The following is a 22,391-nucleotide window of genomic DNA, read 5'->3' on the forward strand; positions in this document are numbered from 1 at the left end:
GAACCAGTCGGAAACAGGCGGGACCCGATCCGTCGTCGGCGGTGTAACAAAGGTTCGGCTGCTCCCCGCCGGCCGCAGGGCTCCGCGGTAGTGCCCCGAGCGGCCGCGCGGCGGCCCGGTCTGGAGCCGGACCGCCGCGGGAGGAGCCACGTCAGGAGTTGATCGACCTGGACCGGTGAGGCCCTCGGTGGATCGGCGCGGGCGTCAGCCCAGGTCGATCTCCGGGTACAGCGGGAACCCGGCCACGAGGTCGGTGGCGCGGTGGGAGATCTCGTCGGCGATCTTCGCGTCGAGGACGTGAGCGGCCTTGGAGGGGGCGCCCGACTTGGTCGTGCCGGGCTCGGTGGTGGTGAGGACCCGGTCGATGAGGGCGGCGACCTCGTCCATCTCGGCGGTGCCCAGGCCACGCGTGGTCAGGGCGGGGGTGCCGATGCGGATGCCGGAGGTGTACCAGGCGCCGTTGGGGTCGGCCGGGATGGAGTTGCGGTTGGTGACGATGCCGGACTCGAGGAGCGCGGCCTCGGCCTGGCGGCCGGTGAGGCCGTAGGAGGAGGCGACGTCGATCAGGTTGAGGTGGTTGTCGGTGCCGCCGGTGACCAGGGTGGCGCCGCGGCGCATCAGGCCCTCGGCCAGGGCGCGGGAGTTGTCGACGATGCGCTGGGCGTAGTCCTGGAAGGCGGGCTGCCGCGCCTCGGCAAGGGCGACGGCCTTGGCGGCCATGACGTGCGGGAGCGGGCCGCCGAGGACCATCGGGCAGCCGCGGTCGACCTGGTCCTTGAGGGAGTCGTCGCACAGGACCATGCCGCCGCGCGGGCCGCGCAGCGACTTGTGGGTGGTGGTGGTGACGATCTGGGCGTGCGGGACCGGGTCGAAGTCGCCGGTGAGGACCTTGCCGGCGACGAGACCCGCGAAGTGGGCCATGTCGACCATGAGCGTGGCGCCGACCTCGTCGGCGATCTCGCGCATGATCCGGAAGTTCACGAGACGGGGGTAGGCGGAGTAGCCGGCGACGATGATGAGCGGCTTGAACTCGCGGGCGGAGACGCGCAGGGCCTCGTAGTCGATGAGGCCGGTGGCGGGGTCGGTGCCGTAGGAGCGCTGGTCGAACATCTTGCCGGAGATGTTCGGGCGGAAGCCGTGGGTGAGGTGACCGCCGGCGTCCAGGGACATGCCGAGCATGCGCTGGTTGCCGAAGGCCCGGCGGAGCTCGGCCCAGTCGGCCTCGGTGAGGTCGTTGACCTGGCGGACGCCGGCCTTCTCCAGGGCGGGGGTCTCGACGCGCTGGGCGAGGACGGACCAGAAGGCGACGAGGTTGGCGTCGATGCCGGAGTGGGGCTGGACGTAGGCGTGCCGGGCGCCGAAGAGCTCCTTGGCGTGCTCGGCGGCCAGGGACTCGACGGTGTCGACGTTGCGACAGCCGGCGTAGAAGCGGCGGCCGACGGTGCCCTCGGCGTACTTGTCGCTGAACCAGTTGCCCATCGCCAGGAGGGTGGCCGGGGAGGCGTAGTTCTCGGAGGCGATCAGTTTGAGCATCTCGCGCTGGTCGGCGACCTCCTGGCCGATGGCGTCGGCCACGCGCGGCTCGACTGCGCGGATCACGTCGAGGGCGGCACGGAAGGCGGTGGACTCGGTGGAGCGGGGCTCGGCTGACATGGGGACCTCCGGACGTCGTGTGCAGCGTTCACGGTACGGCCCAGGCGCACGGCACTCGGTCTGGACTCGGTCCAGGGGCCGCTCCCCGATGGTTCGTCCATCCCAGCGCGCCAGTCACGACCCGTCGATCAGCCTACCGGGCGCGCCGACGCGGCCTGGTCCCGCGTCCACCATGCGAGCAACGATAGGAAGGGGCCGCAAAGCACTCGTAAGGCCAGAAATGGACAGTGGCCGCGAGCCTCGTGACGGTCCGGACACGAGCCCTCGCGGTGGCGGAAACGGAGAGCCCCGTGAGCACGTCGAGCACCACCGAGTCCCTGATCGCCGCGGTGGACGCGCACAGCGCCCACAACTACCACCCGTTGCCGGTCGTGGTGGCGACGGCGGACGGGGCGTGGATGACGGATGTGGAGGGGCGGCGGTATCTGGATCTGCTGGCCGGGTATTCGGCGCTCAACTTCGGGCACGGCAACCGGCGGATCGTGGACGCGGCGAAGGCGCAGCTGGAGCGGGTGACGCTGACGTCGCGGGCGTTTCATCACGACCGGTTCGCGGCGTTCTGCGAGCAGCTCGCCGAGCTGTGCGGGATGGAGATGGTGCTGCCGATGAACACGGGGGCGGAGGCGGTGGAGACGGCCGTGAAGACGGCCCGCAAGTGGGGCTACCGGGTCAAGGGGGTGCCGGCGGAGATGGCGAAGATCGTCGTCGCGGGCAACAACTTCCACGGCCGTACGACGACGATCATCAGCTTCTCCACCGACCCGGAGGCGCGGGCGGACTACGGGCCGTACACACCGGGCTTCGAGATCGTGCCGTACGGGGATCTGACGGCGATGCGGGAGGCGCTGACGGAGAACACGGTGGCCGTGCTGCTGGAGCCGATCCAGGGCGAGGCGGGGGTGCTCGTTCCCCCGGCCGGCTATCTGCCGGCGGTGCGGGAGCTGACGCGGGAGCGGAACGTGCTGTTCGTCGCGGACGAGATCCAGTCGGGGCTGGGGCGCACGGGTCGTACGTTCGCGTGCGAGCACGAGGATGTGGTGCCGGACGCGTATGTGCTGGGGAAGGCGCTCGGGGGCGGGGTCGTGCCGGTGTCGGCGGTGGTGTCGTCGGCCGAGGTGCTGGGGGTGTTCCGGCCCGGGGAGCACGGGTCGACGTTCGGCGGGAATCCGCTGGCGTGCGCTGTGGCGCTGGAGGTGATCGCGATGCTGCGCACGGGCGAGTTCCAGGAGCGGTCCGCGCAGCTCGGCGCGCATCTGCACCAGGAGCTGGGCCTGCTGGCCGGGACGGGGCGGGTGACGGCGGTGCGGGGGCGTGGGCTGTGGGCGGGGGTCGACATCGCCCGGGCGTTCGGTACCGGGCGGGAGGTGTCCGAGAAGCTGATGGACCGGGGTGTGCTGGTGAAGGACACCCAGGGGGCGACGATCCGTATCGCGCCGCCGCTGGTGATCGGGAAGGAGGATCTGGACTGGGGGCTCGCCCAGTTGCGGGGCGTGCTCGGGGTGTGAGCCGGCGGTCGTCCGCCCGCCCGGTCAGCGGGGTGCGGTGTGGTCGAGGATCGCGCCTGCGAGGGGCTTGTGGATCTCGGGCGGCAGTGCGTGGCCCATGCCGGGGATCTCGACGACGTGGGCGCCGCGGATCGTCTGGGCGAGGTGCTGGGCGTGCGGGAGGGGGAAGACCGGTTCGGCGGGGGCCGAGACCACGAGGGTGGGGACCGTGGTCCGGGCGAGTTGTTCGGTACGGAGCATGCCCGAGTAGTCGGCGCGGCCATGGGCGTCGCCGGGCCGGTGGTGGCCGGTGTGGGCGATGACCTCGCGGTCGAGGGCGCGGAAGTAGTCGGCGTCGAAGGGGATGTGGCCGCCGGACAGAAGCCGCCAGTGGGCGACGCGTCGGTCCAGTTCCGCCTCCCGGCCCTCGTCGGTCCACGGCTGGGACCACAGCTCCATGATCCGGGGGTCGATGCCGGGGAGTTCCTCCACCGGGGTGCGGGTGCCGTCCGGGTGGAGGTACGGAGTGTCGCTGAGGGCACTCGTGCCGATCAGGGTCGCGCTCAGCAGACGGTCGGGGTGGTCGGCGATCAGGAGCTGGGTGAGCATGCCGCCCAGCGACATCCCGACGACATGGGCGCGGGCGGCGCCGAGTCCGTCCAGGACCGTGAGGGCGTCGTCGGCGAGGGCGGTGAGGGGGTAGGGCTGGTCGTCGTAGGCCCAGGTGGAGCGGCCGGTGTCGCGGTGGTCGTAGCGGATGACGCGGTGGTGGGCGGCGAGGAGGCCGACCAGTTCGTCCGGCCAGCCGAGGCCGGAGGCCTGCGCGCCCATGATCAGCAGGAGTGGGGGTGCGTCGGGGGCGCCGCGCTCTTCCGCCCAGAGGCGGATGCCGGGCGCTGCGTCGACGGAGTGTTCCATGCGGGGCTCCCTGTGGTGCGCGGTGGCCGGCTGCCGGGCCACCTCCGTTTTGCGAGACGAGACGTATCGTATCGAATACTGGCGGGAGGCGCCACGGGATTCGGGGCGCCGGAAGGCAGGGGCGGTAGGTTCCGCGCACAGGACGCGTGACGGACAGGCATGGCCGTCACGGGCGGGCTCCGCGAGACCGGGCTCCGGGTTCATCCGGCGATGGCTGCGCCGGCGTACCTGCGGCGGGTTGGGCTGGATCGGGCGCGGGCGCAATCCGTCGGCCATCGCGGACGGGCCGGCCGCCCGGGTCGCGGACGGTGAGTCGGGGGAACCGAACCGGGCAGGGGTATCGGCCGGGCCGGTGCCACCCGTCTTCGACGTGCGACAGCTGTCCGGCGTACGGCCGCTACAGGATCACGTGCGGCAGGAAGCGGGCGTACTCGTCCGTGATCAGGCCGGACGACTCGCGGATACCGAGGCCCGCCGACTCGTCCTCGACGACCCACGCGCCGAGGACGACGCGGTTGCCGTCGAAGGAGGGCAGCGGAGCCAACTGCTGGTAGCAGCAGGACTCTTCCCGCACGACCGCCTTTGCGCCGGGTTCGTGGATCGTCACGCCCGCGCCCTCCCGGCCCAGCAGGGGCTTGGTGACATAGCCCGTCGTGCCCGCCAGCTCCCGCGGCCCGTCGAGGTAGGCGGGGAGGAGGTTCGGGTGGTCCGGGTAGAGCTCCCAGAGGACGGCGAGGAGGGCCTTGTTGCTGAGGAGCATCTTCCAGGCCGGTTCGATCCAGAGGGTCGTGCCCGTGCCGCCGCCGTTGTCGAGGGTGTCCAGGACGTGGTCGGCGAAGCGGTCCGTGGTGAGCCACTCCCAGGGGTAGAGCTTGAAGCAGCTGCGGATGAAGCGGAGCCGGGTGTCGACGAAGCGGCCGGAGAGACGGTCCCAGCCGATCTCCTCCACGGAGATCCAGCCGGTGTCCAGGCCGGCCTGTTCCGCGGTCTCCTTGAGGTAGGCCACCGTCATCAGGTCCTCGCCGAGTTCGTCGGCCGAGGAGTACGCGAAGTAGAGGGGGCTGCCGGGCGGGAGCAGGGCGGACTGCTTCGTCCAGGCCGCGACGAGGCGTTCATGGAGGGAGTTCCACTGGTCGGCGCCGGGGAAGCGCTCCTCCATCCAGAACCACTGGGGCGAGGCGGCCTCGACGAGGGAGGTGGGGGTGTCGGCGTTGTACTCCAGGAGTTTCGCCGGGCCATTGCCGTCGTAGCGGAGGTCGAAGCGGCCGTAGACGGACGGGAGTTCGGCGCGGCGACGCCATGCCTCGGCGACCGCTTTCGCGACGCGCGGGTCGGTGATGCCGAGGTCGGCGAAGCGGTGCTCGGCGACGATGTGCTCGGCCGCCGCCAGGCACATGCCGTGGAGTTCCTCGACGACCTCCTCCAGCGCCTCGACCTCCGGGAGCGAGAAGACGTAGTACGCGCTCTCGTCCCAGTACGGGCGCAGGGAGTCGTCGGGGTGGCGGGTGAGAGGGTAGACGAGCCCCTGCTCCTCGACGGTCTGCTGCCAGTCGGGGCGGGGCTGTGTCGTGCGGCGTTCCATCTCGTACGGTTCTCTGCTCTGCCTGCTCTGCCTGCTCTGCCTGCTCTGCCTTTGTGCCCGTTCAGCCGCCGCCGCTGCCGGAGCCCGAGCAGCCGAAGCCGCCGCGGTCGACGGCATCGCTGCGGCTGAAGGTGCCGTAGTCGGCGCGGCCGTCGTCGGTGTCGGCGTCGTAGTACCAGGCGGCGTCGGAGCTTCCGGTCTTCTTCCGGCCGCTCTTGCCGTACGAGGAGCTGGAGCCGCTGCCGGAGTTGCAGTTCTTGTCCGCGATGACCTTGTAGCCCTCGTAGGTGTAGCTGTCGCGGTCCACGCAGCGCCGGTCGGGGTCGGATCCGCACGAGGTCAGAGCCGCGGCTATGACTCCCATGCCGCCCAGGACGACCGTGCTCGAGCGCAGTCGGCGTCGTGTTTCAGCCATGTGTGTCTCCCCCGATGGTGATCTCGTGCGTCAGGCGGACAGCCTAGAGATCGTTAAGAGTGCGGCTGTCGGGGGGCCGCCGTTTCTCCTGCTCGCCTACAGTCACTTTGTGCTGTTTGGGATGGTGTGTGCGCTGGGTGCGGCGGTCTGTTTCGGTGCGGCGACCGTGCTTCAGGCGGTGGCCGCGCGGGCGGCGAGTGCGCAGGGGGGCCGGGGCGGCGAGGCCGGGGTCCTGCTGCGGGCGCTTCGGCAGTGGCGGTATCTGGCCGGTCTGGGCCTGGACGGGATGGGTTTCGTCTTGCAGGTCGTCGCTCTGCGGTCGCTGCCCATCTACGCCGTCTCGGCGGCGCTGGCGTCCAGTCTCGCGGTGACCGCGGTCGTCGCGGCGCGGTTGCTCCGGGTGCGGTTGCGGCGGACCGAGTGGGCCGCGGTGGGGGTGGTGTGCGCCGGGCTGGCGATGCTCGGGCTCGCCTCGGGGGCGGAGGGGGACAAGGACGGTTCGGACGCGCTCCGGTTCGCGATGCTCGGGGTGGCCCTGGGAGTGCTGGGGGTGGGGCTCGCGGGCGGGCGGCTGCCGGAGCGGGGACGGGGCCTGGTGCTCGGGCTGGCGGCCGGGTTCGGGTTCGGGGTGGTGGAGGTGGCGGTACGGCTGATCGACTCGGTCGCGGTGCCGGAGCTGCTGGTGAATCCGGCGACGTACGCGCTGCTGCTGGGGGGTGGGGCGGCGTTTCTGGCGCTGACCTCGGCGTTGCAGCGCGGCTCGGTGACCACGGCCACCGCGGCGATGGTGATCGGGGAGACGATCGGGCCCGCGCTGGTGGGAGTGGTGTGGCTCGGGGACCGTACGCGGGAGGGGCTGGCCTGGCTGGCGGTGCTGGGGTTCGCGGTCGCCGTGGCGGGGGCGCTGGCGTTGGCACGGTTCGGGGAGGCACCGGCACCGACGGCCACGCCGGTGAAACCGTCGTAGGGCAGCCACCTCAGGGCAACCCCCTCCCCAACGCCTCCGACGCCCCCGCCCGCGCGTGATCCGGCAGCGTTCCGTGCACCAGAACATGGCCCGGCGGTAGTCCCGCACGGTCTCGAACACGGTCAAGCTCCGACCCCCGATATAGGCTCACTGCATGGCCGACTTCCTTCAGGTGAGCAAGGAGGTCTCGCGCCAGGCGTCCAAGGCGTGGGGAGACGCTGCTCGATCAGGGCAGCGTCGCGCACAGCGCGTCCAGCGCCCCCGACCACCCGTGGTCCGGTGGTGTCCCGTAGCCCACGACCAGCGCGTCCAGCGGCTCGGCGAGCGCGTCGGAGCGGCGGTACCGGGTGAGGCCGTCCACGGCCAGGCCCTGCCAGTGGGCCGCCTGCACGACCGACTGCTCGGTGCCCGGCGGGAGTCGCAGGACGGCGTGCAGTCCGGCCGCGATGCCGGTGACGCCGACCTGCGGAGCGCGCTCGGCGAGGGCCGCGACCAGGGCGTCGCGCCGCCGCCGGTAGCGCAGCCGGACCGCGCGTACGTGGCGGTCGTAGGCGCCGGACGTGAGGAACTCCGCCAGCGTCAGCTGGTCCAGCGCGCCGCACGTGTCGACCTGGCCCTTCACCGCCGTGGCCTCCTCCACCAGCGTGGGCGGCAGCACCATCCAGGCCAGCCGCAGGCCGGGGGCGAGGGACTTGCTCGCGGTGCCGAGGTAGACGACCCGGTCGGGGTCGAGGCCCTGGAGCGCGCCGACGGGCTGGCGGTCGTAGCGGAACTCGCCGTCGTAGTCGTCCTCCAGGACCAGGCCGCCGGTGCGCCGCGCCCAGTCCACGACGGCCGCCCGCCGGTCATGGTGCAGGGGCACGCCCATCGGGAACTGGTGCGCGGGAGTGAGCAGGACCGCGCCCGCGCGGCGCGGCCGCAGGTCACCCGGGTCGGTGCCGAGTCGGTCGAAGGGAAGTGCGGCCGTGCGCAGGCCCGCCGCGTGGAGCAGATCCCCGTGGGCCCTCAGGCCGTACGACTCGACCGCGACCGTGCTGACCCCGCGTGCCCGCAGCACCTCGCCGAGGATCCGCAGGCCGTGCGAGATCCCGCCGCACACCAGGATCCGGTCGGGGTCGGCGCGGACGCCCCGTACGCGCGAGAGGTAGCCGGCGAGGGCGGTGCGCAGTTCGGGGCGGCCGTGCGGGTCGCCGTAGCCGAGGGCTTCGTTCGGGGCCGAGGCCAGGGCGCGGCGGGCTGCCCGGAGCCACTGCGTGCGCGGGAACGAGGCGAGGTCGGGGAAGCCGGGGCGCAGGTCGTACTGCGGTCGGCCGCGCTCGCGGGGCCGGAGAACCGTGCCGGCCGGCGGGACGACCCTCCGCTCGGCGACCCGGGTGCCCGAACCCTGCCGAGCGGTGAGCCAGCCCTCGGCGACGAGATCGGCGTAGGTGTCGGCGACGGTGTTGCGGGCGACACCGAGGTCGGCGGCGAGGGAGCGGGAGGAGGGCAGCCGGGTGCCGGGGTCCAGGCGGCCGGTGCGGACCGCGTCGCGCAGGGCGTCGGTCAGCCCCCGGCGCAGACCCGCGCCGGTCGGCTCCAGGTGCAGGTCGACGCCGAAAGTGGCCCAGGATTTCGCCATGAGAATGGACCATACCCGTGGGCTGCATTGTCCATAGTGTCGATGCCATGACCACTGACGAGACCATCGGGTACGCCCCTGACGAGACCATCCGGTACGCCCCCGAACACACCCAGCGCCTGGACTGGGCCACGCTCGCCCCCGACGTCTTCAAGGCCATGGTCCGGCTGGACGCGGCGGCCCGGAAGGGCGTCGAGCCGAAGCTGCTGGAGCTGGTGAAGATCCGCGCCTCGCAGATCAACCACTGCGCGCTCTGCCTCGACATGCACAGCAAGGACGCGCTCGCCGCCGGGGAGAGCGTCGAGCGGATCATCCAGCTCAGCGCATGGGAGGAATCCGAGCACTTCTACACGGAGAGGGAACTCGCGGCGCTGGAGCTGACGGAGGCGGTGACCGTCCTGACGGACGGCTTCGTGCCCGACGCGGTGTACGAGAAGGCCGCGAAGCACTTCGAGGAGGCCGAACTGGCCCAGCTGATCGCCGCGATCACGGTGATCAACGCCTGGAACCGGTTCGGGGTGACCTGCCGTCGGGTCCCGGGGCACTACCAGCCGGGGCAGCACGCGTGACGGTCCGCACCACGCTCCTCGACCGGGCCGTCGGCCAGGCCATGTCCTCGCTCAGCGCCGCCGCGAAGCGGGGCCTGGGTGACCCCGCGCTAGCCGAACTCGTCGTGCTGCGGGCCTCGCAGCTCAACCACTGCGCCTTCTGCCTGGACATGCACCTCGCCCTCGCCCGCGAGTACGGGGTGAGCGAGCGACAGCTCGACCTGCTGGCCTCCTGGGAGGAGGCCGAGGGCGTCTTCGACGAGCGGGAGCGTGCCGCGCTCGCGCTGACGGAGGCCGTGACCGTCCTGACGGACGGCTTCGTACCCGACACGGTGTACGAGCGGGCCGCCGCCCACTTCGACGACGTCCGGCTCGCCCATCTCATCGCTCTCGTCGTCGCCATCAACAACTGGAACCGCGTGATGGTCGGCCGCCGCATTCCACCAGGGGGATACACACCGTGACCGGGACCATGACCAAGGCCGACGCCTTCCGCGCCCTGCACCGCCGCCGCTCCGCCGACGACCCGCTGGTGCTGCCCGGCCCCTGGGACGCGATGAGCGCCCGGGTGTTCGAGAAGGCCGGGTTTCCCGCGCTCGCCACGCCCAGCGCGGGGGTGGCGCTCTCGCTCGGGTACGAGGACGGGGCGGTTCCGGCCGAGGAGATGTTCGCCGCGGTGGCGCGCATCGTGCGGTCCGTGGACGTACCGGTGTCGGCGGACGTGGAGGACGGGTACGGGCTGGCGCCGCGGGAGCTGGTGGAGCGGCTGCTGGAGACCGGGGCCGTGGGCTGCAACCTCGAGGACTCGAACCGGGGTGTCCTCAAGGACCCGCGCGAGCACGCCGAATGGCTCGCCGAGGTGCGGTACGCGGCCGGTGACCGGCTTTTCGTCAACGCGCGCGTCGACACCTACGCGTACGGCGACGCCGATCCCGAACGCGCCATCGAGCGAGCCGCGCTGTACGTCGCCGCGGGCGCCGACTGCGTCTATCCGATCGGCGCCCCGGAAGCCCACCTGCCGCTTCTGCGGTCCGGGATCCAGGGGCCGGTCAACGCGCACGGCCGTCCGGACGGCGAGGGCCCCTCGCCCACCGAACTCGGTGAACTCGGGGCCACTCGCGTCACGTTCGGGCCGGGACTGCTGCACAGCGCGGCGCAGGCGCTGCGTGACATCGCCGACGGCCTCAGGGCATAGGCGGGCTCAGGACAGCCACGCCTTCCACGTGGACTCGTGGCTGTCCACCCACTTCTTCGCCGCCTCCTCGGGGGACAGCTTCTGCTCGGCGATCATCAGGGAGACCTCGTTCTGGTCCTCGGTCGTCCACTTGAACCTCTTCAGCAGGGCCGCCGCCTCGCCGCCCTCCTTCGCGAAGTCGGCGTTGAGGTACTTCTGCAGCGGGGTGTGCGGATAGGCGCAGGCGACCTTCTCCGGGTCGGCGTCGCAGCCCTCCTTGTACGCCGGCAGCTTCACCTCGGTCATGGGGACCTTCTTGAACAGCCACTGCGGGGAGTACCAGTACGTCAGGAAGGGCTTCTTCTCCTTGGCGAACTGCTTGATCTGCGTGATCTGCGCGGCCTCCGAACCGGCGAACACCACCTGGTAGTCCAGGTCCAGGTTCTTCACCAGCGCCTTGTCGTTGGTGACGTAGGAGGGCGAGCCGTCCATCAGCTGGCCCTTGCCGCCGCTCTCCGCGGTGCGCATCTGCTCGGCGTACTTGTCGAGGTTCTTCCAGTCGGTGACGTCCGGGTGCTGCTTGGCGAAGTACGTCGGGACGTACCAGCCGATGTGCCCGGTGACCCCGAGGCCGCCGCCGGGCACGATCGTCTTCTTGTCCTTGACGTACCGCTGCTCCTCCTCCGGGTGCCCCCAGTCCTCCATGAGCGCGTCGACGCGGCCCTGGCTGAGCGCGTCCCAGGCGGGGACCTCGTCGATCTGGACGGTGTCGACGCGGTAGCCGAGCTCGTGCTCCAGCAGGTACTGGGCCACGGCCACGTTGGCCTGCGCGCCCACCCAGGACTGGACGGACAGGGTCACGCTCCTGGCGCCCTGCGCGTTGGCGAACGGCGATGCCTGCTTGGTCATGTCGGCGGCGCCACAGCCGGTCAGCAGCGCCAGCGAGGACACGCCGGCCACTACAGCGGTCGTACGAAGTCGCATGTCACGCTCCCTTCTTCGCGCGGCGTTCCGTCGGCTGGGTCACCCGGTCGAGCATCAGGCCCAGGCAGACGATCGCCGCGCCGGCCACCAGCCCGGTCGCGAGGTCGCCCTGCGCGAGACCGGCGACGACCTCGTAGCCGAGCGCGCCACCGCCGACCAGGCCGCCGATGATGACGACGGCGAGGACCAGGACCACGCCCTGGTTGACGGCGAGCAGCAACGCCGGGCGGGCGAGCGGCAGTTGGACCTGCCGCAGCTGCTGGAGGGGGGTCGCGCCGAGCGAGCGGGCCGACTCCAGGGCGGCCGGGTCGACCTGGCGCAGGCCCTGGGTGGTGATGCGGACGACTGCGGGCAGGGCGTAGACGACCGCTGCCGCGACGGCCGGGGCACGGCCCACGCCGAACAGCGCCACCACCGGGATCAGGTACACGAACTGCGGCATCGTCTGGAAGACGTCCAGGACGGGCCGCAGCAGCCGCTCGACGCGGTCGCTGCGGGCCGCCGCGATACCGGTCGCGAAGCCCAGGACCAGGGTGACGGCGACGGCCGCCAGGACCTGGGAGAGGGTGTCGAGCGACGGGGTCCACACGCCCAGGACGCCGATCGTGGCCATGGCGAGCACGGCGGTGAGCGCGGTGCGCCAGGTGCCGATCAGCCAGGCGAGGGCGGCGACGATCAGCAGGACCGACCACCAGGGCAGCCACTGCAGGGTGTCGCGCACGGGGTCGAGGACCCAGGTGGTGAAGTGGGCCGCCCAGTCGGCGGTGCCGCCGACGACGGGGACGCCCGAGTAGAGGTGGTCGGTCATCCAGTCGACGGCGCGGTTGACCGGCTGGGCGATGTTCAGGGTCCAGGCGTCGGGCCAGTCGAGGCGGCCCATGAGACGCCCGGCGACGGCCACGGCCACGGCGGCGGCCAGGGCGAACAGCCAGCGTGTCCGGCCGTTCGGCCGGGGCTCCTCGCCGAGCCCCTCGCCCGCCGCGCCCGTGACCCGGTCCAGGACGACGGCGAGCAGCACGATCGGGATGCCGGCCGCGAGCGCGGCGCCGACGTCGACGGAGCCCAGCGCCTGGTAGACGCGGTCACCGAGGCCGCCCGCGCCGATGACCGACGCGATGACCGCCATCGACAGCGCCATCATGATCGTCTGGTTGAGGCCGAGCAGGAGTTCCTTGCTGGCCAGCGGGATACGGGCGGTCAGCAGGCGCTGCCGTGCGGTGGCGCCGAGCGACTCGACCGCCTCCAGCACCTCCTTGTCGGCGCCGCGCAGGCCGAGGGCGGTGAGACGGGCCATCGGCGGGGCGGCGTAGACGACGGTGGCCAGGACGGCGGCGGGGACGCCCATGCCGAAGACCAGGACGACGGGGAGCAGGTAGGCGTAGGCCGGGAGCACCTGCATGGTGTCCAGGACGGGGCGCAGGATCCTGTCCATCCGGTCGGAGAGCCCGGCGGCCAGGCCCAGCAGCGCGCCCACGGCGACCGAGGCGAGGACCGCCACGACCATGAGCGCGAGGGTCTGCATGGTGGGGATCCACATGCCGAGGAACCCGCAGGCCAGGAACGCGGCGCCGGTGCCGGCGGCGAGTCTCCAGCCGGCGACCCGCCAGGCGGTCAGGGCCGCGGCGGCGGTGACGCCGGCCCACCCGGCCGCGAGCAGTACCAGGTACACGGCGCGTACGCAGATCACGACCGCGTTGCTGATGTGCCCGAAGAAGTAGACGAACAGCGGGTGGCTGTCCCGGTTGTCGATGATCCAGACGCTGGCCCTGGTGAGCTGGTCGGAGAAGTCGACGGTGAGCGCGGCCGGCCAGCTGCCGCTCGCCCAGCGGGCGTTCGCCAGCGGCACGACGATCGCGGCGGCGAGGGCCAGCAGCAGGAGCTTGCGGACGACGGGCTGTTTGAGGATGCCGGGCAGGGCGGCGCGCGGGGCGGTGGCTGTGGCGGTGGCCATCAAGCCACCTCCTTGCTCTTCCCCGCCACGACGTCGATCAGCCGTTCGTGGTCGACCACCCCCAGACAGCGTCCCCCTTCCATGACCCGGGCCGGGGCACCGGTGCGCGCAACGGCCTCGATCGCCTCCGACACCGTCGCGTCCGGCGCGACCGCCGGCCCGTTGCCGCCCTCGTCCGCCGACGCGGCACGCATGGCCGAACGCACGGTCATGACCTGCTCGCGCGGGACGTCGCGGACGAACTCGCGGACGTAGTCGTCGGCCGGGGAGCCCACGATCTCCTCCGGGGTGCCCAGCTGGACGACGCGGCCGTCGCGCATGAGGGCGATGCGGTCGCCGAGCTTGAGGGCCTCGCTGAGGTCATGGGTGATGAAGACCATCGTGCGGCCCTCCTCGCGGTGCAGCCGGACGACCTCCTCCTGCATGTCCCGCCGGATCAGCGGGTCGAGCGCGCTGAACGGCTCGTCGAAGAGCAGGACCTGCGGGTCCACCGCCAACGCCCGGGCCAGTCCGACGCGCTGGCGCTGACCGCCGGACAGCTGGCCCGGCCTGCGGTGCTCCATGCCCTCCAGGCCGACCTTGGCGACCACCTGCGCGGCCCTCTCACGGCGCTCGGCCTTGCCCATGCCCTGGATCTCCAGGCCGTACGCCACGTTGTCCAGGACCGTGCGGTGCGGGAGCAGGCCGAAGTGCTGGAAGACCATGGCGGCGCGGTGGCGGCGCAGTTCGCGCAGGCGGGTCCTGTCCATGGCGCGGACGTCCTCGCCGTCGATGGCGATGGTGCCCGCCGTCGGCTCGATGAGCCGGGTCAGACAGCGCACCAGCGTGGACTTGCCGGAGCCGGACAGGCCCATGACGACGAAGACCTCGCCCTTGCGGACGTCGAAGGACACGTCCTGGACCGCCGCCGTGCAGCCGGTGCGGGTGCGCAGTTCGGCGGCGCCGAGCGCGGCCAGCTCCGGGTCGGCGGGGACACGGTGCGCCTTCGGGCCGAAGACCTTCCAGAGACCTTCGACAGAGAAGACAGGGGTACCAGGGACAGCAGGGGTACCAGGGACGGCAGGGGTAGCAGGGGCAGTAGTACTCATCACGCCTCACCTCCAAGCAGGTCGACGGCCTTCTCCCCGACCATGAGCACCCCGATCATCGGGTTCACGGCGGTCATCGTGGGGAACACGGAGGCGTCAGCGATACGGATTCCGTCCAGGCCGCGGATCCTCAACTGCGGGTCGACCACGGCCTGTTCGTCGTCGGCGGCACCCATACGACAGGTGCCGGCCGGGTGGTACACGGTGTGCGCGACCTTGCGGGCGTACTCGCTCAGCTCCTCGTCGCCGGTGACGTCGGGGCCGGGGCACACCTCCCGCTTGAGCCAGCCCGCCAGCGGTTCGGTCCTGGCGATCTCGCGGGCGATGCGGATGCCGTCGACCAGGGTGCGGCCGTCGTAGTCGTCCTCGTCGGTGAAGTAGCGGAAGTCGAGCGCGGGCTTCACGGACGGGTCGGCGCTGGTCAGGTACAGCCGGCCGCGGCTCTTGGGCTTGGGGATGTTCGGGGTCATGGACACCCCGAACTCCGGCCGCTCGTAGCCCAGTCGCTCCGGGTTGTCCGTGAACGGGATCTGGTAGAAGTGGAACATCAGGTCGGGGCCCGCGTGTCCGAGGTCCCGGCGGACGAAGAGGCCCGCGTCGGAGTCCATCGCGGAGTTGTCCGGGATCGGGCCGTCGGTCTCCCAGACGATCACCGACTCGGGGTGGTCGAGCAGGTTCTCGCCGACACCCGGCAGGTCGTGGACCACCGGTATGCCCAGCCGGGTGAGGTCCTCCTTCGGACCGATACCGGAGTGCATCAGCAGCCGGGGCGAGTCGACGGCGCCGGCACACAGGACGACCTCGCGGCGAGCGCGGATCAGGACTTCCTCGCCGTCCTTGGTGCGCACGTGGACGCCCTCGGCACGCGTGCCGTCGAGTTCCAGCCTGTACGCCCAGGTCTCCAGCAGGATCGTCAGGTTCTCGCGCTCGTCCATCACCGGGTGCAGATACGCCACAGACGCCGACGAGCGCTTGTTGTTCTCGGGGTGGTAGGCGAGGTCGAAGAAGCCGGCGCCCTCGGTGAAGGGCTGCTTGTTGAAGCCCTCGACGCGCGGGACGCCGAGTGCGCCCTGCGCCGCGTCGACGAAGTCGCGGGCGATGGCGTTGCGGTCCTTCTCGTCGACCGGGACGATGTTGTTCTTCAGGCGCGCGTAGTACGCCTCCATCGGCACCGCGCCCCAGCCGGTGGCGCCGGCCTCCTCCCACTCGTCCCAGTCGGACGGCAGCGGCTTGAAGGCGATGAGCGTGTTGTGCGAGGAACATCCGCCCAGCACGCGGGCCCGGCTGTGCCGGATGTGCGAGTTGCCGCGGGGCTGCTCGGTGGTCGGGTAGTCGTAGTCCAGCTCGCCGCCGAGGAGGCCCATCCAGCGGCGCAGGGTGAGGACGTCGTCGCGGTCGACGTCACTGGGGCCGCCCTCGATGACGGCGACGGTGACGTCGGGGTTCTCGGTGAGCCGGGAGGCGATGACCGATCCGGCCGTGCCGCCGCCGATCACGACGTAGTCGTACACAGGGGTGTTCTGGGACATGTGGGGGCAGCTCCAGGGGACTTGCGAAGTCTTACGGGGTCGGAGGGGGCCGGAGTCAGCCCGCGAACCAGCGGACCGGCTTGGGCGCCAGGTTCTGGTACACGTGCTTGCTCTCGCGGTACTCGGCGAGCCCGGCGGGGCCGAGTTCGCGCCCCACTCCGCTCTTGCCGAACCCGCCCCACTCCGCCTGCGGAAGGTAGGGGTGGAAGTCGTTGATCCAGACGGTGCCGTGCCGCAGCCGGCCCGCGACCCGGCGCGCCCGCCCCGCGTCGGCGGTCCAGACGGCGCCCGCGAGGCCGTACTCGGTGTCGTTGGCCAGCGCGATCGCCTCGTCCTCGGTGCGGAAGGTCTCGACGGTGAGGACCGGGCCGAAGACCTCTTCGCGTACGACCTTCATCTCGCGGTGGCAGTGGTCGAGGACGGTCGGCTCGTAGAAGTAGCCGTTCTCCGGCCGCTCCGGGGACGGCTCGGGCCGCCTGCCGCCGGAGCGCAGCACCGCGCCCTCCTTGAGCGCGGAGTCGACGTACGCCTCGACCTTCGCGCGCTGCTGCTCGGAGACGAGCGGTCCGCACTCGACGCCGTCGGCGGTGCCGCGGCCGAGCCGGATCCTGCCCGCCCTGCGGGCGAGTTCGGTGACGAAGCGGTCCCGGACGGACTCCTCGACGATGAGGCGGCCGCCCGCCGAGCAGACCTGGCCGCTGTGGATGAAGGCGGCGTTGAGGGCCTGGTCGACGGCGGTGTCGAAGCCCTCGTCGGTGGCGCAGGCGTCGGCGAAGACGACGTTGGGGTTCTTGCCGCCGAGTTCGAGGGCGACCTTCTTCACGGAGGGCGCCGCGGCCTGGGCCACCTTGGTGCCGCTGACCAGGCCGCCGGTGAAGGAGACGAGGTCGACGTCGGGGTGCTCGGCGAGGCGGGCGCCGACCGAATGGCCGGGCCCGGTGACGATGTTGGCGACGCCGGCCGGGAGGCCCGCCTCGACCAGCAGCTCGACCAGGGCGACGGTCGTCAGCGGGGTGATCTCGCTGGGCTTGACGACGAAGGTGTTCCCGGCGGCGAGCGCGGGCGCGATCTTCCAACTGGCCTGGAGGAGGGGGTAGTTCCAGGGAGTGATCAGCGCGCACACGCCCACCGGTTCGTGGACGACGACGCTGTGCAGGTCGGGCGAGCCCGCGTCGACGACCCGGCCCGGGGCCTCGGCGGCGACGAGGTCGGCGAAGTAACGGAAGGCGTCGGCGACGCAGTCGATGTCGACCCGGCCCTCTTCGAGGGTCTTGCCGGCGTCGCGGCTCTCCAGCAGGCCGAGCGTCTCGCGGTCGCGCACCAGGAGGTCGGCGACGCGGCGCAGCAGGGCGGCGCGTTCGGCGACGGGTGTGCGCGGCCACGGCCCCTGACCGCCGTCGAAGGCGCGGTGGGCGGCCGCCACCGCCAGGTCGGTGTCCTTCTCGTCGCCCTCGGCGACCACGGCGAACGGCGTCGCGTCCGCGGGGTCGAGGATTTCGCGGGTCGCGCCGGAGACGGCCTCGCGCCACTCGCCGCCCGCGTGAATCGTCTGCTGCGCCTGCTGTCCGGTCATGATCGGTGTTGCCTTCCGTTCCTGTTCAGTGCCCCTGAGTCACACAGGTGTCACCCACGAGGACCGTGACCGCCTGCCCCGGCCCTCGGGTTGCATGCGCAATCGGTGGCCGAAAGTGCGGTGCATCACTGAACATCCGGACAAACAGGAACGAAAGGGGGCAGCAAAGGCTGGTACGGGTGGCTCAGAAGCCGGCCGGCGGATCCTCCCCCACCCGGCCGTCGATCGACTCACGGATCAGGTCGGCCTGGCCGAGGTGGCGGGCGTACTCCTCGACGAGGTCGATCAGGGTGCGCCGGACGCTGGGGGCCCGGCCGTCGGGCCAGGAGTGGCGGACCAACTGATCCACACCCCCCTCGGACAGCACCCGCCGCAGGTTCACCCGGGAGCGCGCCACCGCCTGCCCCCACAGCGCGTACACCTGCTCCGGCTCGTCCTCCGCCGCCGAGCGCCACTCCCAGTCGGGGTCCGCGTCCCAGTCCACCGCGTCCCACGGCGGGGGCAGCTCCACTCCGAGCAGGCGCCTGGTGAGGTACTCGTCCTCGACCAGGGCCAGGTGCTTGAGCAGCCCGCCCAGCGTGAGGGCGGAGGGCGCGAGCCGACGGTTCAGGCCCGCGGCGTCCAGCCCTTCGCATTTCCAGGCGAAGGTCCGGCGCTGCCGCTCCAGGGAGCCGATCAGGGTGTCGGCCTCGGAACCGGCGACGGGCGGCTCGACGAGGACCGGCTGTTCGGTGTCGTAGGTCATGACCGGCAGGCTAGGGTCCATTCCGGTCGATCCACTTCCGGAACGGAAACTCCCCTGGGGCGAGGATGAGCCACGACGAAAGCCCCACCGCCCGCGCCCTCCTGCTGCTCGAACTCCTGCAGAACAACCCCGGCATCACCGCCGACCGCCTGGCCGCCCGCCTCGGCGTCTCCGAGCGCGCCGCCCGCCGCTATGTCGGCATCCTGCGCGAGGCCGGCATCCCCGTCGAGTCCACCCGGGGTCCGTACGGCGGCTACCGCCTCGGCCGGGGCATGCGGCTGCCGCCGCTGATGTTCACCGCGACCGAGGCGCTCGGCCTGGTCATGGCCGTCCTGGAGGGCCATCACGACGCGGCCGACCCGTCCGGCCCGGTGGGCAGCGCGCTGGGCAAGCTGCTGCGGGCCCTGCCCGAACCGGTCGCGCACCCGGCCGAGGCGGTCCGCAGGGTCAGCGCCCGGGGCACCCCCGGCCCGCCCGCGCGCCCCGACCCCGGCACCACCGCCGCGCTCGTCGAGGCCGCCGCCGCACACCGGCGGCTGCGCCTCGGCTACCGGCTGGGGCCGCGCGGCGAGCGCACCATGGAGGTCGACCCGTGGGCGGTCGTCGTGCACCACGGCCGCTGGTATCTGCTGTGCTGGTCGCACACCCGTGACGCGCGACGCGTCCTGCGCGTGGACCGGGTGACGAGCCTGACGGTCCTGCCCGGCACGTTCGAACCGCCCGCCGGCCTGGACCCCGTCGAGACCGTCGAGGAGCACCTCTCCGAGGGCTGGACCCACGAGGTGGAGATCGTGGTCGAGGCCCCCGCCGCACACGTCGCCGAGTGGCTCCCCCGCAGCCTCGGCCGCCCCGAACCGATCGACGACCACACCACACGCCTCCTCGCCACCACCGACGAACCGGACTGGTACGCCGAGCAGCTCACGGCGCTGCGGGCACCGTTCCGGATCGTCGGACCGCGTGAGCTGCGGGAGGCCGCACTGGCGCTCGGACGGCGCCTCACACAGGCGGCGGAAGGGGTCGACCCGGACCAGGTCTTTGACTAAAGTCAAAGAATATGGAGCCAGTACCGACGGACCACGTGACGGCCTTCCGGCGCTTCAACCGTTACTTCACCCGCCGCATCGGCGTCCTGGACGACCACTACCTCGGCCAGGACCGCCCGCTGGGCGAGGCCCGGCTGCTCTTCGAGATCGGGGACGGAGCGTCCCTGCGGGAACTCAGAAGCCGGCTCGGCCTGGACGCCGGGTATCTGAGCCGGATGGCCAAGGCGCTTCAGGCGCAGGGCATGGTCCGGCTCAGCGCGCACCCGCAGGACAACCGGCTGCGCATGATCGAGCTGACCCCGGCCGGGCGGGTGGAGGTGGCCGAGCAGGACCGGCGGGCGGGCAGGGCCACGGCCGCGCTCCTGGACGGCCTCGACGAGACCCAGCGCGCCGAACTGACCCGGGCGATGGCCACCACCCGGCGGCTGCTGCGCCTCGCGGGCATCACGGTCGGCCTCGTCGACGGCGCCGCACCGGACGCCCTGGCCTGTCTGGACGCCTACGCGGCCGAGATCGACGAGCGGTTCCCCGAGGGGTTCGACAAGGACGACCTCGTACGGCCGCGGGAGGTGTCCGGCGACGCCGGCGCGTTCTTCGTCGCCTACGAGGAGCGCCGCCCCGTGGGCTGCGGGGCGCTACGGCGCCTGGAGCCCGGCGTCGGCGAGATCCGCCATGTCTGGGTGCACCCCGACGCCCGCCGCCTCGGCCTCGCCCGCCGGCTGCTCGACGCCCTCGAACAGGAGGCCGCCGCACGGCACCTGACCGTCGTACGCCTCGACACGCACGCCGCGCTCACCGAGGCGCAGGCGATGTACCGGGCGTGCGGGTACAAGGACATCCCGGCGTACGAGGACAACGTCTACGCCAGCCACTGGTTCGAGAAGCGCCTGGACGGCTGACCCTCAACGGCACTGCCCGCCCGCGGGGCAGAAGGACTCCAGCGCGGTGGTGAGCGGTTCGCGGACCAGACCGGGGGCCAGTTCCGCCGGGCCGGCGGCGCGGATCGCGTAGAGCGTGCCGTCGGTGGCCTCGAAGCGGTGGTCGATGACCTGGCGCGGGCCCTTGTCCTCGTCGTCGTAGCGGTACGTGAGCTCGGACCAGCCGGCGGCTGCGGCGCGGTCCAGGGCCCGGTAGCCGGGCTGGTTCGCGTAGCCGTAGCCGGGGTCGTTCTCGGCGAGGTCGAGGGACTCGGCCGGGGTGCCCTCCGCGAGCGCGAAGATCTGCAGGCTGCGGCCGTCGTCCGGGGCGTCGTAGAAGACGACCGGGGCCTTCTCGCCCTGCCGTTGGCTGCGGATCCAGCCCTGCGGGATGTGCAGGCTGTAGCCGACGGGGTCCTGGGCGCGGCGGTAGCCGGGGAGCGACGAGGCGGGCGGGGACGGGGAGTTGGGGGTGGGCGGGGTGGTGGCGACGACGCCGGGCAACGGGGTCGACCCGGCTCCGGTGAGGGGCGAGCCCTCGCGGAGGAGGAACCAGACTCCGGCGCCGACGCCCGCGCCGAGGACGGCCGCGGCGACGAGGACGAGAAGGAGGCGGCGGGCACGGGGAGATGGGGGTGGGACGGGCGGCGGCACGGGCGTGGGAGGAGGCGGGGCCGGGAGGCGCGGCGGCAGGGACGAGGAGGTCTGCGTCCGGGCCGACGCCCACGGTGGCGGAACGACCGGCTCCTGCGCCGCCCAGGCCGCCTGGCCTCTCTCCTCGCTCGGCTCGTGCTCCGAGAAGGAACCGGAGCTGTGGCCGCTGCCGTTGCCGTCCCATCCGCTCATGGCAGGTCCCCCGAATCACCCCTTGCGTACCGCTTTCGACGTTAGCGGCGAAAACGGCCGCAGGCCCCGTTCCGGAAGGAACCGGAACGGGGCCTGCGCAGGTTCGTGACAGAACTGCCGCGGAGACGGGCTCAGATCAGACCGAGGGAGCGGACCGCCTCGCGCTCCTCGGCGAGCTCCTGGACGGAGGCGTCGATCCGGGCGCGGGAGAACTCGTTGATCTCCAGGCCCTGGACGATCTCGTACTGGCCGTCCTTGGTGGTGACGGGGAAGGAGGAGATGAGGCCCTCCGGCACGCCGTACGAACCGTCGGACGGGATACCCATGGAGACCCAGTCGCCGTCGGCGGTGCCGTTGACCCACGTGTGGACGTGGTCGATGGCGGCGTTGGCGGCGGAGGCCGCGGAGGAGGCGCCGCGGGCCTCGATGATCGCCGCACCGCGCTTGGCGACGGTCGGGATGAAGTCCTCGGCCAGCCACTTCTCGTCGTTCACGACCTCGGCGGCGTTCTTGCCCGCGATGGAGGCGTGGAAGATGTCCGGGTACTGGGTGGCGGAGTGGTTGCCCCAGATCGTCAGGCGCTTGATGTCGGCGACCGTCGAGCCCGTCTTCTTCGCGAGCTGCGTCAGCGCGCGGTTGTGGTCGAGGCGGGTCATCGCGGTGAAGCGCTCGGCCGGTACGTCGGGCGCGGCGGCCTGCGCGATGAGCGCGTTGGTGTTGGCCGGGTTGCCGACGACCAGGACCTTGATGTCGTCCGCGGCGTGGGCGTTGATGGCCTGGCCCTGCGGCTTGAAGATGCCGCCGTTGGCCTCCAGGAGGTCACCGCGCTCCATGCCCTTGGTACGGGGCCGGGCACCGACGAGCAGCGCGACGTTGGCGCCGTCGAAGGCGACGTTCGGGTCGTCGCTGATGTCGATGCCCTGGAGGAGCGGGAACGCGCAGTCGTCGAGCTCCATGGCGGTGCCCTCGGCGGCCTTGAGCGCGGGCGTGATCTCCAGGAGGCGCAGCTTGACCGGCACGTCCGCGCCGAGCAGCTGGCCGGAGGCGATGCGGAAGAGCAGGGCGTAACCGATCTGGCCGGCCGCGCCGGTGACGGTGACGTTCACGGGAGTGCGGGTCATGGCGTTCTCCGTATGACAGCTGGCGGTGAGGGCATCCCTGCCCCGGGGTGCGGGGTGTAGAGATGATCGATCTCTTGGCGTCGAGAGATCCACCGGTCAGGCTATCGCGCATCCGGGATCTCGCACGGCCGGGTCCGTGTGGCCCGCCCCACAGAATGACCATGACCGCGGCAAAAAGGGCGAGTCGGTGCGGCAAAAAGAGGCGGCCGCCCTGTCCGGGAGAGGGGGACGT

General features: G+C 72.1%; 20 protein-coding genes and 1 riboswitch. Of the genes, 7 read left to right on the forward strand and 13 right to left on the reverse strand.

The genetic code is table 11. The features are described from left to right. Positions 1-204 precede the first annotated feature (204 nt). Complete coding sequence (locus tag ACFU95_RS00475) at positions 205-1,653, reverse strand: glycine hydroxymethyltransferase (RefSeq protein WP_383819667.1); 1,449 nt, start codon at positions 1,651-1,653, stop codon at positions 205-207. 31 nt (positions 1,654-1,684) lie between these two features. Further along, a riboswitch (ZMP/ZTP riboswitch) is annotated at positions 1,685-1,781 on the reverse strand. A gap of 162 nt (positions 1,782-1,943) precedes the next feature. On the opposite strand from ACFU95_RS00475, the gene rocD reads away from it, so the two are divergent. Beyond that, on the forward strand, positions 1,944-3,158 hold the full coding sequence (gene rocD / locus ACFU95_RS00480) for an ornithine--oxo-acid transaminase (protein WP_383819670.1): 1,215 nt from the start codon (positions 1,944-1,946) through the stop codon (positions 3,156-3,158). Positions 3,159-3,182: 24 nt separating this feature from the next. Here the strand turns inward: rocD and ACFU95_RS00485 are convergent, their stop codons facing one another. From ACFU95_RS00485 to ACFU95_RS00495, 3 genes are all read right to left on the reverse strand, one after another. Then, entirely contained in the window at positions 3,183-4,055 is an 873-nt protein-coding gene (locus ACFU95_RS00485) for an alpha/beta fold hydrolase (RefSeq protein ID WP_383819673.1), read from the reverse strand. Positions 4,056-4,452: 397 nt separating this feature from the next. Next, positions 4,453-5,637 carry a glutathionylspermidine synthase family protein gene (locus tag ACFU95_RS00490; protein ID WP_383819675.1) on the reverse strand — a complete coding sequence of 395 codons (1,185 nt, stop codon included), beginning with the start codon at positions 5,635-5,637 and terminating at the stop codon, positions 4,453-4,455. A 61-nt stretch (positions 5,638-5,698) separates the two neighbouring features. Then, positions 5,699-6,052, reverse strand: coding sequence for a hypothetical protein (locus tag ACFU95_RS00495; RefSeq protein WP_383819678.1), 354 nt, complete (start codon positions 6,050-6,052; stop codon positions 5,699-5,701). 121 nt (positions 6,053-6,173) lie between these two features. Here ACFU95_RS00495 and ACFU95_RS00500 point away from each other — a divergent pair, with 121 nt between their 5' ends. Next, positions 6,174-7,019 carry a hypothetical protein gene (locus ACFU95_RS00500; RefSeq protein ID WP_383820422.1) on the forward strand — a complete coding sequence of 282 codons (846 nt, stop codon included), beginning with the start codon at positions 6,174-6,176 and terminating at the stop codon, positions 7,017-7,019. Positions 7,020-7,245: 226 nt separating this feature from the next. Here the strand turns inward: ACFU95_RS00500 and ACFU95_RS00505 are convergent, their stop codons facing one another. Continuing rightward, positions 7,246-8,637, reverse strand: a complete 1,392-nt coding sequence (locus ACFU95_RS00505; protein WP_383819681.1) for a PLP-dependent aminotransferase family protein — start codon at positions 8,635-8,637, stop codon at positions 7,246-7,248. Between the two features lie 47 nt (positions 8,638-8,684). On the opposite strand from ACFU95_RS00505, the gene ACFU95_RS00510 reads away from it, so the two are divergent. The 3 genes from ACFU95_RS00510 to ACFU95_RS00520 are packed head-to-tail and all read left to right on the forward strand — an operon-like array spanning position 8,685 to position 10,380. Further along, positions 8,685-9,206: a carboxymuconolactone decarboxylase family protein gene (locus ACFU95_RS00510; RefSeq protein ID WP_383819684.1), complete on the forward strand. Its 522-nt coding sequence runs from the start codon at positions 8,685-8,687 to the stop codon at positions 9,204-9,206. Continuing rightward, positions 9,203-9,649, forward strand: a complete 447-nt coding sequence (locus ACFU95_RS00515; protein ID WP_383819686.1) for a carboxymuconolactone decarboxylase family protein — start codon at positions 9,203-9,205, stop codon at positions 9,647-9,649. Before ACFU95_RS00510 ends, ACFU95_RS00515 begins: the two co-directional genes overlap by 4 nt. An 8-nt stretch (positions 9,650-9,657) precedes the next feature. Then, a complete protein-coding gene (locus ACFU95_RS00520; protein WP_383820425.1) occupies positions 9,658-10,380 on the forward strand; it encodes an isocitrate lyase/phosphoenolpyruvate mutase family protein in 723 nt (240 codons plus the stop codon). Positions 10,381-10,386: 6 nt separating this feature from the next. Here the strand turns inward: ACFU95_RS00520 and ACFU95_RS00525 are convergent, their stop codons facing one another. From ACFU95_RS00525 to ACFU95_RS00550, 6 genes are all read right to left on the reverse strand, one after another. After that, positions 10,387-11,343 carry an ABC transporter substrate-binding protein gene (locus tag ACFU95_RS00525; protein ID WP_383819689.1) on the reverse strand — a complete coding sequence of 319 codons (957 nt, stop codon included), beginning with the start codon at positions 11,341-11,343 and terminating at the stop codon, positions 10,387-10,389. A gap of 1 nt (position 11,344) precedes the next feature. Continuing rightward, the gene (locus ACFU95_RS00530) at positions 11,345-13,294 is read right to left on the reverse strand and encodes an ABC transporter permease (RefSeq protein ID WP_383819692.1); all 1,950 of its coding nucleotides are present in this window, start codon (positions 13,292-13,294) and stop codon (positions 11,345-11,347) included. Next, a complete protein-coding gene (locus tag ACFU95_RS00535; protein ID WP_383819694.1) occupies positions 13,294-14,382 on the reverse strand; it encodes a glycine betaine/L-proline ABC transporter ATP-binding protein in 1,089 nt (362 codons plus the stop codon). The genes ACFU95_RS00530 and ACFU95_RS00535 overlap by 1 nt, the downstream gene beginning before the upstream one ends. Next, the gene (locus ACFU95_RS00540) at positions 14,382-15,911 is read right to left on the reverse strand and encodes a GMC family oxidoreductase (RefSeq protein ID WP_383819696.1); all 1,530 of its coding nucleotides are present in this window, start codon (positions 15,909-15,911) and stop codon (positions 14,382-14,384) included. Before ACFU95_RS00540 ends, ACFU95_RS00535 begins: the two co-directional genes overlap by 1 nt. Before the next feature lie 55 nt (positions 15,912-15,966). Next, positions 15,967-17,484: an aldehyde dehydrogenase family protein gene (locus ACFU95_RS00545; protein ID WP_383819698.1), complete on the reverse strand. Its 1,518-nt coding sequence runs from the start codon at positions 17,482-17,484 to the stop codon at positions 15,967-15,969. Between the two features lie 184 nt (positions 17,485-17,668). Further along, positions 17,669-18,229, reverse strand: a complete 561-nt coding sequence (locus ACFU95_RS00550) for a DinB family protein (RefSeq protein WP_383819701.1) — start codon at positions 18,227-18,229, stop codon at positions 17,669-17,671. A 65-nt stretch (positions 18,230-18,294) separates the two neighbouring features. Between ACFU95_RS00550 and ACFU95_RS00555 the strand changes: the two genes are divergently transcribed. Continuing rightward, entirely contained in the window at positions 18,295-19,275 is a 981-nt protein-coding gene (locus ACFU95_RS00555; protein WP_383819703.1) for a helix-turn-helix transcriptional regulator, read from the forward strand. Positions 19,276-19,286: 11 nt separating this feature from the next. Further along, positions 19,287-20,174 carry a GNAT family N-acetyltransferase gene (locus ACFU95_RS00560; RefSeq protein ID WP_383819705.1) on the forward strand — a complete coding sequence of 296 codons (888 nt, stop codon included), beginning with the start codon at positions 19,287-19,289 and terminating at the stop codon, positions 20,172-20,174. A gap of 3 nt (positions 20,175-20,177) precedes the next feature. On the opposite strand, the gene ACFU95_RS00565 is transcribed toward ACFU95_RS00560, so the two are convergent. Together ACFU95_RS00565 and ACFU95_RS00570 are read right to left on the reverse strand one after the other, a co-directional pair. After that, on the reverse strand, positions 20,178-21,038 hold the full coding sequence (locus ACFU95_RS00565) for a hypothetical protein (protein ID WP_383819708.1): 861 nt from the start codon (positions 21,036-21,038) through the stop codon (positions 20,178-20,180). Between the two features lie 131 nt (positions 21,039-21,169). Beyond that, positions 21,170-22,159 carry a malate dehydrogenase gene (locus ACFU95_RS00570; protein WP_383819710.1) on the reverse strand — a complete coding sequence of 330 codons (990 nt, stop codon included), beginning with the start codon at positions 22,157-22,159 and terminating at the stop codon, positions 21,170-21,172. Between the last annotated feature and the right edge of the window lie 232 nt (positions 22,160-22,391).

Source organism: Streptomyces sp. NPDC057623, from assembly GCF_042800355.1.
GTDB lineage: Bacteria > Actinomycetota > Actinomycetes > Streptomycetales > Streptomycetaceae > Streptomyces.